Annotated in this window: 11 protein-coding genes; 7 read left to right on the forward strand and 4 right to left on the reverse strand. The window is 52.2% G+C overall.

From position 1 onward, the window contains the following. Window positions 1-87 precede the first annotated feature (87 nt). The 4 genes from AC1S52_RS18270 (at window position 88) to AC1S52_RS18285 (ending at window position 3349) form a co-directional block, all read left to right on the forward strand. The gene (locus AC1S52_RS18270; protein WP_482030473.1) at window positions 88-474 is read left to right on the forward strand and encodes a hypothetical protein; all 387 of its coding nucleotides are present in this window, start codon (window positions 88-90) and stop codon (window positions 472-474) included. Window positions 475-647: 173 nt separating this feature from the next. Continuing rightward, entirely contained in the window at window positions 648-1544 is an 897-nt protein-coding gene (locus AC1S52_RS18275) for a sirohydrochlorin chelatase (protein ID WP_482030474.1), read from the forward strand. After that, entirely contained in the window at window positions 1541-2326 is a 786-nt protein-coding gene (gene cobA, locus AC1S52_RS18280; protein WP_482030475.1) for a uroporphyrinogen-III C-methyltransferase, read from the forward strand. The genes AC1S52_RS18275 and cobA overlap by 4 nt, the downstream gene beginning before the upstream one ends. A 66-nt stretch (window positions 2327-2392) precedes the next feature. Beyond that, entirely contained in the window at window positions 2393-3349 is a 957-nt protein-coding gene (locus AC1S52_RS18285; RefSeq protein ID WP_482030476.1) for an RluA family pseudouridine synthase, read from the forward strand. A gap of 6 nt (window positions 3350-3355) precedes the next feature. On the opposite strand, the gene AC1S52_RS18290 is transcribed toward AC1S52_RS18285, so the two are convergent. Continuing rightward, the gene (locus AC1S52_RS18290) at window positions 3356-3817 is read right to left on the reverse strand and encodes a PPC domain-containing protein (RefSeq protein ID WP_482030477.1); all 462 of its coding nucleotides are present in this window, start codon (window positions 3815-3817) and stop codon (window positions 3356-3358) included. Between the two features lie 212 nt (window positions 3818-4029). Here AC1S52_RS18290 and gatA point away from each other — a divergent pair, with 212 nt between their 5' ends. Further along, window positions 4030-5478, forward strand: a complete 1449-nt coding sequence (gatA, locus tag AC1S52_RS18295; protein WP_482030478.1) for an Asp-tRNA(Asn)/Glu-tRNA(Gln) amidotransferase subunit GatA — start codon at window positions 4030-4032, stop codon at window positions 5476-5478. A 12-nt stretch (window positions 5479-5490) separates the two neighbouring features. Here gatA and AC1S52_RS18300 read toward each other — a convergent pair whose 3' ends face one another. Further along, the gene (locus AC1S52_RS18300; protein WP_482030479.1) at window positions 5491-6468 is read right to left on the reverse strand and encodes a class I SAM-dependent methyltransferase; all 978 of its coding nucleotides are present in this window, start codon (window positions 6466-6468) and stop codon (window positions 5491-5493) included. 175 nt (window positions 6469-6643) lie between these two features. Here AC1S52_RS18300 and AC1S52_RS18305 point away from each other — a divergent pair, with 175 nt between their 5' ends. Beyond that, window positions 6644-9346: a M1 family aminopeptidase gene (locus AC1S52_RS18305; protein WP_482030480.1), complete on the forward strand. Its 2703-nt coding sequence runs from the start codon at window positions 6644-6646 to the stop codon at window positions 9344-9346. 189 nt (window positions 9347-9535) lie between these two features. Here the strand turns inward: AC1S52_RS18305 and AC1S52_RS18310 are convergent, their stop codons facing one another. Beyond that, entirely contained in the window at window positions 9536-9970 is a 435-nt protein-coding gene (locus AC1S52_RS18310; RefSeq protein WP_482030481.1) for a hypothetical protein, read from the reverse strand. A gap of 110 nt (window positions 9971-10080) precedes the next feature. Further along, entirely contained in the window at window positions 10081-11841 is a 1761-nt protein-coding gene (gene argS, locus AC1S52_RS18315) for an arginine--tRNA ligase (protein ID WP_482030482.1), read from the reverse strand. Between the two features lie 177 nt (window positions 11842-12018). Here argS and AC1S52_RS18320 point away from each other — a divergent pair, with 177 nt between their 5' ends. Further along, a complete protein-coding gene (locus AC1S52_RS18320) occupies window positions 12019-13434 on the forward strand; it encodes a DICT sensory domain-containing protein (protein WP_482030483.1) in 1416 nt (471 codons plus the stop codon). Window position 13435 lies beyond the last annotated feature (1 nt).

The raw sequence follows: 13435 nt of genomic DNA on the forward strand, positions 1-13435 counted from the left end.
TGAGGAAGTTAGAAGCCGAGGGGTCTCCTTCGTTAAGGTATCAACGTTAGCAAAAGAAGCAAAACGTTTTGAAATAGGAGTTCTCTTATGGCTGAGAAAATTAATAAATCTGATTCTGGAAAAGCTAAAAAGTCTGATGTAGATGTAAAGTCCGAAGCGGCATCCGCTGAAAGTTATGATGCCCATCAAGTTGCTGAGGCGATCGAGGAAGGGGAGCAGTCTGCTCCTAATGTTGACTTAGACGCTGACTACGAGGCTTCTAAGAAACTCAGTGGCAGCCAGTCAGGAGAAAGGGCAGTCACCGCTTCCATGCCCGGTATGCCAAATGCTGAAGCAACCGACAGTGTTTCAACTTCCACTGGGAACCCAGATGATTACCGAGAAATGGCAAAGCAAGTCACCCCTGCCCCTGAAGCCGAGGGCGACAGCAGCGAGCCAGTGAAAAAGGCATCTAAGCAAGGACAGAAGAAATAAATCTATAGCGGTAAATTTCCGCAAACCTCCCAGGGGCGCAGTCTACTGCGCCCCTTCTGTCTATGGCGTGCCTAAGTACTCTACTGGATTTAGTCGCTCAGATAAGGCAGGTTAGTTCCGGTTTACTAAGCAGGACGCTAGAATTCGAGAAATGTTCTTCTTACCCTGCCACTTTGCAACTTCCTTCTGCTTATTTGCTGGTTTTTCATGGTAGTCGCGATCGCCGTCCCCAGGCGGCAGTCGAAAAACTGTCTGAATATTTCTCCTGCCGCATCCAACACATTCAGCTTGCTCCATCAGGCAGTGCCAGCGCGATCGCAGTTGACCCGGATGATTGGGAAGACAATCGGCGGGTAGCCTGGTCAAGCTATCCCAATTCATTGGCTGTTTCCACGGAAAGCCAACCCATCGTTGCTATTGCCGCCCTTGAATGTAGCTCCGAATCGTTGCACGCAGCGATCGTTCGATTGGGTAACACGCTTCAGACGATAGCAAGGAACCCGGTCAAGTCTGAACCAATTACGATTCAGATATTGCCGCTATTTCTGCTCCAGGGGGTGCATGTGATGGAAGACATTCCTCAGGAAGTGGCTCTGGCTCAACAGGCTCTAGGAAACAGTGTCAGGCTGGGGATAACATCCCATCTTGGCTCCCGTCTGAGACTACAGCGATTGATCACCGAACGGATGGCAGCTTTCCCTGCCGAAGCCTGGATTTTATTGGCGCATGGTAGCCGCCGCCCTGGAGCGAATCAGGCAGTGGAAATATTGGCAGAACGCTTGGGGGCGATTCCTGCCTACTGGTCCGTTCCTCCCGATTTAGAGAGCCGTTTACTTGAACTCGTGAATTCAGGCACTAAACGAGTTGCCATTTTCCCTTATTTTTTGTTTAGCGGCAGCGTGACGGATGCGATCGCCCAATTGGTCGCCCGCCTTGCTGCTCAATTTCCGACCCTCGATTTGGATCTCATCCCACCTTTAGATGCCACCCCAGAGTTGGCAGATTTATTGGTAGATCTGGTCGAGGAAAAGATTAAAAATAATACTCTCACTCGCTCACCTAATCTATGACCCAATCAGGCAAGGTTTATTTAGTTGGTGCTGGTCCTGGAGATCCGGGGTTGATGACATTGAAGGGCAAAGCCTTACTGGAGTGTGCCGATGTTGTGGTTTATGATGCCCTGGTTAGCCCCCAGGTTTTGAGCATGATTAACCCCCAGGCAGAGCAGATTCATGCGGGCAAGCGCAGGGGCATGCACTCAATGTTGCAGGAAGACACGACCCAACTGCTGATTGAAAAGGCAAAACAAGCTGCCATTGTAGTGCGACTGAAGGGGGGAGATCCGTTTATTTTTGGACGTGGTGGCGAAGAAATGGAGGAGTTAGTGCGGGCAGGGGTTTCGGTGGAAGTGGTGCCGGGAATTACATCCGGGATTGCCGCCCCCGCCTATGCCGGAATTCCGCTGACCCATCGCCACTTCAGTTCTTCTGTCACCTTTGTAACGGGACATGAAGGAGCCGGAAAATATCGTCCAGACGTGAACTGGCAGGCGATCGCCCACGGTTCTGAAACCATCGTGATTTATATGGGTATCCACAACCTGCCCTATATCGTGGAGCAATTGCGGGCAGCGGGGTTGAGTGATTCAACCTCAGTTGCCCTGGTCCGTTGGGGCACACGCCCTGACCAGGAAGAACTGACTGGCACCCTGGAAACCATTGTGCAACAGGTTGAAGCACAGCAGTTTGGAGCACCCGCGATCGCCATTATTGGCTCTGTGGTCAAGCTGCACTCTACGCTGAAGAACTGTAGACCTCAGCATGGATTGAAAATACACGGGGTGGAGGGGTGAAGGGGTGAAGGGGTGAAGGGTTTAGTGTTTTGAAGTGGATGGGGAATCGGGAATGGGTGATCGGTAATGGGCAATGGGGAAATTGAGTTGTGGGTTGAGGAAGAGGAGGCGGGGGAGCGCTTAGATGCCTTTCTGGCAGATCAGTTGGCGGATTTGTCCCGATCGCGTATTCAAAAGCTGATTGGGCAGGAACAGGTTGTCGTGAATGGGGAAGTTTGCCTGTCTAAGAAAGAAACGGTGCAGGTGGGCGATCGCATCCAGATGACGATTCCCGATGCGGTACCGCTCAATATTGAGCCAGAAAACATTCCTCTGGACATTCTGTACGAAGACAATGATCTGCTGATCATCAACAAGCCTGCCGGGATGGTGGTTCATCCCTCGGCGGGGCACATTAGCGGCACCCTGGTCAATGCACTGCTGTGGCACTGCCGCACGGAATCGGGAAAAAGTACCCTGTCTGGGATTGGCGGCATTCAACGACCGGGTATTGTGCATCGGTTGGATAAGGATACGACGGGCGCGATCGCCGTTGCCAAAAATGATCAGGCTCACATTCACCTGCAACAACAGTTTCAAGAAAAAACTGCTCGACGGGAATATTGGGGGGTGATCTATGGCGTGCCTAAAGCTGAGCAGGGTACGATCAATGCTCCGATTGGGCGGCACCTGGTTGATCGCAAGAAAATGGCGATCGTGCCTGTAGAGCAGGGCGGACGGCACGCAGTCACCCACTGGCAGATTAAAGAACGGCTGGGTAACTACACCCTGATCCACTTTGAACTGGAAACCGGACGTACCCACCAGATCCGGGTTCACACTGCCCACATTGGGCTTCCCATCGTTGGCGACCCAGATTACAGTGCAGGGCGTTCCATCGGCGTTAATTTGCCCGGTCAAGCACTCCACGCTTGGCGACTACGCCTCCAGCATCCCCTATCGGAAAAGCCGATTGAAGCGATCGCCCCCCTTCCTGCCCACTTTTCAACCCTGCTAGAAATACTGCGGCGGCGGGCAGGGTGACTCCCTTCACTTCCCCCCCTCAACGGGTCTCAACAGCGTCACCTTAAGCTTGTAGTTTCCCCCAGCAACTTCGCCAAAGGCTCGCACTCGAATGTAGTAGGTGCCCGTTTGAGTGATACGGGTGAATAGCAGGGAATTTGTAGTGCCATCAGGACCGTCGTCGTTCTCGGCAACGGTAGAACCGTCTCCTGCAATCAGTGCCACAATGCTATCGAAATTATCGGAGGTCAGGTCGATCGCCAGTTGGCTGCCTTCCTTTAACTGCAATACATAGTCTCGGGCAAAACCACCCTGCCCGGTAGGAATGTCTTTATCCGTCAGGCGATCGGTAACTGTGACACCGGGAGTGAGGGGAATCGGGTTATAAATCTTGTTCTGGGCACTGGCTATGGTTGGAGTGATGCCTGCTGCAAGTAACGTGGCGAGAACAAAACTAGACTGAAATCTGGCAGCAAAACAATAAGCCATGAATTTAACGAGTCCTGCATAATGCCCGCAACAGAAAAAGCTGGCAGTAAGTAGATTAGCAAAGAATTCCATCGATAAACCTCACCAACTTACAAACCCATAGTTTTTCCTTGGAAAAATCTCCAGTTCTCAACTTGGATGAGGTTTAGCTCATGGTTAACGAGCAACCGTATACTGGAGTTTTGAATATTCAGTCAAAAAGGGGTCATTGCATGGCATCCATCCGCGAGTTGCACCAACAACTCACCCAGAAAAAACGCTCTGCGGTTGAAGTCGTTCAGGAAAGCCTGGATCGGATTCAGATATTGGAGCCGAAATTGCACAGTTTCCTGACGGTAACGGCGGAACGGGCATTGCAGCAGGCAAAACAGGTGGATGCCCAAATTGCGGCGGGAGAAAAGATTGGACCTCTGGCAGGGATTCCGATTGGGATCAAAGACAACATGTGTACTCAGGGCATCCCAACGACCTGTGCATCCCGCATTTTGGAAAATTTTGTGCCCCCCTACGAATCCACAGTGACGACCAGGCTGGCAGCCGCCGGAGCCGTTATGGTGGGTAAAACCAACCTGGATGAGTTTGCGATGGGTGGTTCGACGGAAACCTCTGCCTATCATTTGACCGCAAACCCCTGGGATTTAGAACGGGTGCCGGGGGGGTCTTCTGGGGGTTCGGCGGCGGCGGTTGCGGGGGGAGAATGTGTGGTTTCCCTCGGTTCCGATACGGGTGGCTCGATTCGACAACCGGCTTCTTTCTGCGGCATTGTGGGGTTAAAGCCGACCTATGGGCTGGTTTCCCGCTATGGGCTGGTGGCGTTTGCCTCTTCCCTGGATCAGATTGGTCCGTTTGCCCAGACGGTGGAAGATGCGGCTATTCTGCTGGGTGCGATCGCCGGGTATGACCCCAAAGACTCGACCAGCCTGAATGTGGAGATCCCCGACTACACGCAATACCTGACGGCGGATCTGAAAGGGAAGAAGGTGGGGGTGATTCAAGAAACCTTTGGGGAAGGGTTAGACCCAGAGGTGGAGCAGTCAGTCAGAGGGGCGATCGCCCAGCTCAAAGATCTGGGAGCCGAAGTCCAGGAAATTTCCTGTCCTCGTTTCCGCTATGGAATTGCCGCCTACTACATCATTGCGCCATCGGAAGCTTCGGCAAACCTCGCCCGGTATGATGGGGTCAAATACGGGCTGCGGGTTGAGGATGCCGAAAATCTGGTCGAGATGTATACCCGCACCCGTGCCCAGGGCTTTGGTTCAGAGGTGAAACGCCGGATTATGATTGGCACCTACGTTCTTTCTGCCGGTTACTACGATGCCTATTATTTGAAGGCACAGAAGGTACGAACCCTGATCAAGCAGGATTTTGAAGCAGCCTTTAGCAAAGTGGATGTGTTGGTTTCTCCCACAGCACCGACCACGGCATTCAAGTCTGGCGATAAGTCGGCAGACCCGCTCAGCATGTACCTGGTAGACCTGATGACGATTCCTGTCAATCTGGCAGGGTTGCCTGCGATGAGTGTCCCCTGTGGGTTTGACTCCCAGGGAATGCCCGTGGGATTGCAAATTATCGGTAATGTGCTGCGGGAAGACCAGGTGCTTCAGGTGGGTTACGCCTACGAACAGGCAACCGACTGGCATCAGCGATCGCCCAAATTGTAGGGTAGAGGCAGCTTATTTCTTTACTTTGGCAATCACCGTGCGGTGCCGCGGACTGTTACAGGTGATCGTTGGTGGCTCAAAGCCTGCGTCAATGAGTGCCTGTTCCAAATTGAAGCTGAAGTATTGATCCAGGTAAGGTTCTGTACTTTTTAGCAGCGTCAGGATGTAGGGCGGCATTTTTGCGTAAATCTCTGACTGGGGGTTCATATCCATCATGGCGAAATGACCGCCGGGTCGGAGAATTCGGTGAGCTTCTTGTAGAACTTTGACCGCTGCATCCTGGGGCAGTTCATGGAAGATCAAAAAGGTCGATACCAGGTCAAAGGAGGCATCGGGTAGCCCCGTTGCTTCGGCGGAGGCGTGTAGCCAGTGGGGAGTGGGGAGTGGGGAGTGGGGAGTGGGGAGAAACTGTTCCTGCACACCATAGGGGATTCCTTGCTCCCGACGTTGAGTGCGGTAACGAGCAACTGCCAGGAAATAGGGAGACAAATCGACTCCGGTGATGTTGGCAGTAGGATAGGTTGCCTGCAAGGCAAAGGTACTCATACCAACGCTACAGCCTATATCTGCAATATCCCTGGGAGTCTCTGGCAAACTGGTCTTAAGAATGTCGTGGTAGCTCTGGCGCAGGCGGGCATCCCCCTCTGCTCCAGCCTCCTTCCAGATGCCGGCATGAACCGTATGGGCAGCGACTTCAACCTCCAGGGCAGGTTCCCAGCCCAGATCCCCTTCTTCATAGGCATGAAAGGAAGTCAGGTAATAGTCTGGGTAGGTCACATTCGGGTTTTGGACGGCTTCCAGGTCTGTACTCCAATCCCGTGCCTTTAACGTCTCCACTTCTTTAGTCCAGTAAACCCCGATCGCCGCTGCCCGTTTCATCATCATCTCCCGTGCCCGGTTTTTTGCCAGGTTTGCCAGGGGCTTAATCGAGAGAACACCGTTCACCAGACGGGACATCAGAGTGGGCGCAGGACTGGCTGTAAGGGTCATATTTAAGCAGTTTGTTAATCAGAAATTACCAGACCTATTATTGCAGGCTGTGCTGAACTTTAAATCAGGCAGATCGATCGCCCATCCAAAATGCCGAGGCGCTACTCTGGAAAGACGGTGTATCTTTTATCGCCCAAAACATATTTAGCAATTCTTTCTATAGGGTCATTCTTCCATGTCGAAGTCTTATTTTGATGGTGAAAACGGTCGCAAGTCGTTTGAGTTGCCTGGTGCCAGACCTCACTACAACCCCGATCGCCCCGGTCAGGTCGAACACATTTTTCTGGACTTGACCCTGGATATTGCCAACAAAAGTTATCAGGGTACTTGCGAAATTCGCCTCAACCCGGTTCGGAGTGGGATCGAAAGCCTGACCCTGGATGCCGTGAATCTGAATATTCAGTCCGTCAAAATTGGCACAACTCCCCAGGAGTTTGATTATGACGGGGAGCAACTTTACGTCCGGTTGGACCAGCCCACCGAGGCGGGAAAAGTGATTCAACTGGAGATCGCCTACCGGGTCGAAAACCCCCAGCGTGGCATCTACTTCATTGCGCCTGACAAGCACTACTCCCATAAGCCCATCCAGGTCTGGACCCAGGGCGAAGATGAAGACTCCCGCTTCTGGTTTCCCTGCTTTGACTATCCGGGACAACTGGCAACGTCCGAAATTCGGGTACGGGTGCCCAGACAATTCATTGCCATTTCCAATGGAGAGCTAGTCAAGACCGAAGCCAAGGGTGACGACAAGATTTATCACTGGTTCCAAAAAGAAGTCCACCCCACCTATTTAATGACTCTGGCAGTGGGTGATTTTGCTGAATTGCGGGATGAATGGAACGGGAAACCCGTGACTTACTACGTTGAGAAAGGTAAAGAGCGGGAAGCCCGCCTCAGCATGGGAAAAACCCCCCGCATGATTGAGTTTTTCAGTGAGAAGTTTGGCTATCCCTATCCCTATCCCAAGTACGCCCAGGTATGTGTCGATGACTTCATCTTTGGCGGCATGGAAAACACCTCTACCACCCTGCTGACCGATCGCTGCCTGCTGGATGAACGGGCTTCCCTCGATAACCGGGGTACCGAGAGTCTGGTTGCCCACGAACTGGCGCACCAGTGGTTTGGCGATCTGGTTGTGATCAAACACTGGTCCCATGCCTGGATCAAAGAAGGAATGGCTTCCTACTCGGAAGTCATGTGGACGGAGCAGGAGTACGGAGCAGAGGATGCTGCCTACTACCGGCTCAACGAAGCCCGCAGCTATCTGGACGAAGATGCATCCCGTTACCGTCGCCCCATCGTCACCCACATCTACCGGGAAGCGATTGAACTTTACGATCGCCACCTTTACGAAAAAGGTGCCTGTGTCTACCACATGATTCGGGCAGAACTGGGAGATGACCTGTTTTTCAACGTGATCGCCACCTTTGTCAACGACAACGCCCACAAAACCGTAGAAACCATTGATCTGCTGCGGGCGATCGAAAAAGCCACAGGACGCAATCTTCTTTTCCTATTTGACCAATTTGTTTTCCGGGGTGGACATCCCGACTACAAAGTTGCCTACAGTTGGGATGGCGACAGCAACCTCGCTAAACTGACCATCACCCAAACCCAGGCAAAAGACAGCAACAACGGTAGCCGGAATGATTTGTTTGATCTCAAGCTCCCAGTTGCTTTTGGCTATGTTGGGGGTGAGGAGAGAGGAGAGAGGGGAGACGAGAGCAGAGGAGCAGAGGAGCAGAGGAGCAGAGGAGCAGAGGGAAATCAGTCAACTCCGAACTCTCAACTCTCAACTCTCAACTCTCAACTCCCTACCCCTCACCTGAAAACCTTCACTCTGCGGGTGCATGAGCGGGAACAGAGCTTCTACTTTCCCCTGGAAAAGAAGCCGGACTTTATCAGCTTTGACGCTGGCAATCACATTCTGAAGACCGTCACGCTGGAATATCCCGTTCCCGAACTCAAGGCGCAGTTGCAACAGGATCCCGATCCCTTATCACGTATCTTTGCGGCAGAAGCACTGGCTAAAAAGGGTGGATTGGAAGCGGTTAAAGCTCTTGCAGAGGCACTGAAGCAGGAGGCTTTCTGGGGGGTAAGAATAGAAGTTGTCAAAAATTTGGCAAATGTCAAGTTAGATCAGGCATTTGAGGGATTGCTGGCAGGACTGGAAGATGGTGATGCCAGAGTCCGACGGGCAACGGTGGAGGCACTGGCAGGCATCAAAACGATAGAAAGTTACAAAGCCCTCAAGCCCCTGGCAGAAAAGGGAGACCCCAGCTACTACGTGGAAGCCGCTGCCATTCGCGCCCTGGGAAGCCTGACGGCATCCAGCCTGATCGAAAACAAAGAAGAAAAGACACTGAAGCTGTTGAAGTCTGTGCTGAAAGAGCGCCGGGGTTGGAATGAAGTCGTGCGCTCAGGCGCAATCGCTGCCCTCAGCCAGATGAAAACCTCGGAAAATGCCCTCAACCTGATTCTGGACTATACCGAAGCGGGAACTCCCCAGGCACTCCGGTTGGCGGCAGTACGATCGCTGGGCACCATTTCCAGCGGGCAAACCAACATTAACCTGGAACGCATCCTGGATCGGTTGAGCGAACTGTCCAGGGAATCCTTCTTTCTGACCCAGGTTGCCGTTGCCAACGCCCTCGGTCAGATGGAAACCCCTAAGGCGATCGGCATCCTGCAATCCCTGGCAGACCAGACCCCAGATGGGCGCGTTCGCCGCATCGCCGAAGAAGCCGTTCAACGAGTGCAAAAGAACATTGGCAGCGATAAGGCAGTCAAGCAGTTACGGGAAGAACTCGACCAGTTAAAGAAAGCAAACCAGGAACTCAAGAGTCGTCTGGAAAATCTGGAAGCGAAAGCGAAGTGAGGATGAGGGGGAAGGGGAGCAGAGGAGCAGAGGGTAGGGAGAAAAGTTGAAAGTTTGGAGTAAGGCGAAAGGAAAAATGGGTTGTTAATTGTTATCCCGATTTAAACGGATTTCTGGGCACATCAAAGTTCAGGAGGGGCTTGGCAGTGCCAAGCCCGTACCGGGATATGTTGTGTTTGCTCTCCTGTCCTAATAAACATAAATCGCCCCAGTCCCATCGATGTTAATTGAGTGAAGCCCAGCCGTAGGGGAGGGATGAATTTCGACAGTGGCGGTGTTAGTTTCTGGATTGACGGACACGCGATAGGTGATGATGGTGCGATCGCGGGTGGGATTAATGTTCAAATAGGCTGGTAGGGAAAACCCGCTGAGTTGAGCCGTTTGTCCAGGGGCAAGCTGCCGAAAGCCTGTTTGGGTGGTCAAGATATATTCCACCGGAATAGCCGTCCGATTGATAAGTTGCACCCGAATGGGTTGACGGGGATTCACCCGTGCTACGGGCTGCCAGGGGCCCGGTTGAAAGGTTCTAGGGGGAGGAGTCTGAGTCCACGCTGGAGCTATCATGCTGTTGATCAAGAACAGTCCTGAAACTACCATCAATCCTCTTAACCATTTCTGCACCATACCTCAGGCTCCTCTCAACAAGTTAATCAGAGAATATTTTTGATCTTAACGCTCTTGGGATGGTCGGTGTTAGGGTCCAGGAGTCAGGGGTCAGGAGTCAGGAGTCAGAATTACATGCGCTCTAGCACTTCGATACCCAGTAGGGATAAGCCCAGTTTTAAGGTACGGGCAGTCAGGTCGCAGAGAATCAAGCGGGATGTTCGCAAAGGTTCTTCTACCTGGAGTACGGGGTAGCGATCGTAGAACTGGTTAAATTTCTGGCTCAGTTCAAATAAATACTGGCAAAGGCGATTGGGAAGTAAGTCTTGGGCAACCTGGGTCAGGGTTTCGTTCAGTTGCAACAGGTGTTTTGCCAGTACCAATTCGGTCTCTTCATTTAACAGAACTCTGGCATTAGACCCCAGGTTTTCAAAGTCAATCTGTCCTTTACGGCTGATGCCCTGCACTCGCACATAGGCATACAGCATATAGGGAGCCGTGTTGCCCTGGAGTGCCAACATCTTGTCATAACTGAAGATGTAGTTGCTGGTGCGGTTCTGGCTCAGGTCCGCATATTTCACTGCGCCAACGCCAACAATACGGGCGACATTATCAATAAACGCTTCGGTTTCCTGCCGCTCTTCTTCCTGAAGGCGGGTTGTGAGATCCTGACGAGCATGGGCGATCGCTTCCTGCAATAGCTCCCACAACGGAACAGCTTCTCCTGAACGGGTTTTCAGTTTTTGCCCGTTTTCACCCAGCACCAACCCAAAGGGGGCATGGTAAAACTCAGTATCCTCTGTGATCCAGTCTGCCCGCCGCCCGACTTGAAAAATCTGGGCAAAGTGATTGGTCTGCTCTACCCCAACGGGATAAATTACTCGCTGTGCTTTGTCCACTGTTACCCGGTAGCGAATGGCTGCCAGGTCAGTCGTGGCGTAATTGTATCCCCCGTCTGACTTCTGCACAATCAGGGGCAGAGGGTTGCCATCTTTATTGGTAAATCCTTCCAGAAACACACATTGGGCACCATTGTCTTCCACCAGCAGCCCCTTCTCCTTTAGCTCCTTGACCACCTCTGGCAAAAATGGGTTGTAAAAGGATTCACCCCGCTCAATAAATTGCAGAATGCCCATCAGGTCGTAGATTTTTCGGTAAGACCGACTCGACAGATCGCAAACGATTTCCCAGGCGCGGAGGGTCGCTTGATCGCCAGCCTGGAGTTGCACCACTGCCTGACGGGCCGTGTCTCGGAAGGTTTCGTCGTGGTCAAACCGCTGCTTTGCCTGCCGGTAAAAGGTAGAAAGGTCACCCAGATCCAGATTTTCGGTGCTGGTCAATGCCTCTGGGTAAGCCGTTTGCAGGTGGGCAATCAGCATTCCAAATGGGGTGCCCCAGTCTCCCACATGGCTGATCCGCTGAACATCGTGCCCAATAAAGTCGAGAATGCGAGCGATGCAGTCACCAATAATGGCAGGACGCAAATGCCCGACATGCATTTCTTTGGCAATATTAGGGCTGGGATAATCGACAATGACGCGCTGCGGCTTAGAGATGGGGGAGACTCCCAAACGAGGATCTGTTTGGATGGAATTGAGCTGTGCTTCTAGATAGGACGGTTTCAGAGTGAGGTTAATAAACCCAGGTCCAGCGATTTCAGGGGGCTGGCAGAGTTCTGCTATGTCTAAATGCTCAACTAATTGCTCGGCGATCGCTTTCGGTGGCTTACCCAACCTTTTAGTCAACGACATTGCCACATTTGACTGGTAATCTCCAAACTTGGGATTGCTGGCAGGCACCAGAATCGGATCGGTTCCTGCAAAGTCCGCACCAAAGGCGGCAACCAGCGCTTTTTCAAGTTGGGTTTTTAGATGGGCGATCGTAGAACTCATGGGGTGGTTAGGATGGCTTATGACATGACGGCTGGTGACATTAAAACCCTATCACTTTCCACTTCGCTCTGATTTACCTGCTGAAACACCTCATTCCCACCAATTAACTGGTAAACTTATGTTAAGAAGTGAGGGGTTAGCTCTAATAAAGCACTTGGGAATGCCGGAATTGCGAACATGCTAGAAGGTTCAATACTTTATCAGTTAAAAGCTGCACACCAGTCTGGTCAAGTTGGTCGGCGATCGCTCAACTTTGGGGTTTACTACAAAAATACCCTGGTTGCCCTGTGTCATGCTTTGGAAGACTGCATTCTGTCAGCGGGCAGCAAACCGCTGGTGATCGCGGCATTTCAGCGGGGAAAGTGGTTTTTGCAAGAGGCGGAGCGATATGCAGACCTGGCGGAAAAATCTGAGCAGGTTGTAATCATGGCAGCCCCAGATACAGGCTTTGCAGACCACCCCACCAGTCAGAAGGCAAATGTAGAACTGGTTAACCTGGAACCGTCTGATCCGGTAGCGCAGGAATGGCATTTAATGATTTTGGCTCCCACCTACTCAGCTATGGTTCTATGCCAGGAACTTTCAGCAGAAGATTATGGCAAGCAAGGACTGCCCACTCAGGATTTAGAACGGAAGTTTTACGGATTTTGGACATTTGAAACCAACCTGGTGCAGGAGACGGTAGAACTGACGATCGCCCATATCCGTTCCTACAACCCTGCCCTGGCAGAGGCACTGACTGCCCAGGTAGACAGAATTACCGCTACCCGAACCGATCAACGCGATGACCTGTCTGCCATTGTTTCTCAGGTTGTTAGTTACCTCAAAGAGGGACAGTCAAACCTGAATCAGGCGATACAGGCTCAACCGCTTCTAGAACTGCACCAGGACATTCTGGACAACAATCTGGTATCCAACGAGGTGCAAGCTTTTCTGCGCATGGCACAGTTGACTGACCAGACAGATAGCATGAATCCAGATGCCGCCGCAGAGGTCGCGGCTCTGACAGAGGCGATCGGGCAGTTGCTCGATTTGCCCTCCTGGCAAATTAACCGACTCAAACTGGCAGGTTTGCTCCATCGTCTTGTCTCGCTTCAGCAAACAGAAACGGTGCTCAAGTCGAGCAGCCAGCGGTACTCAGAAAATACGCCGGATGCTGCTCCCAGTTGTCCCCTGGTACCAGGAGCGCAGGTACTGAGAACGATGCCCCGACTGCGGGCGATCGCCACCATCATCGCCCATCAAACAGAACACTGGGACGGAACCGGCCAGCCCGCCGGACTCGCCGGGGATGAAATTCCTTTAGAATCACGCATTCTGGGACTGGCAACTGAATTTCAGCAACGAGTTACCTATCTACAAACCAGCATGGGTACGCAGGATGAGATTCCCTCTATGGCTGAATGTATGGCTAAAGCCCTGGCTGAGTGTCAGCAGGCACAGAACAGCCGCTGGGATCCGAAGCTGATAGATACCCTGACACTGCTGGTCAGAGGGCTGCAACAGGGATTCAGCTTGCCCGTCAATATTCCAAAAATCTCATCAGGACTCTGGCTAATTGATTCCCGTTGCGGCGAAAATTTATTTTCCTGAC

The sequence above is a fragment of the Kovacikia sp. CALU 1929 genome, from assembly GCF_056784235.1.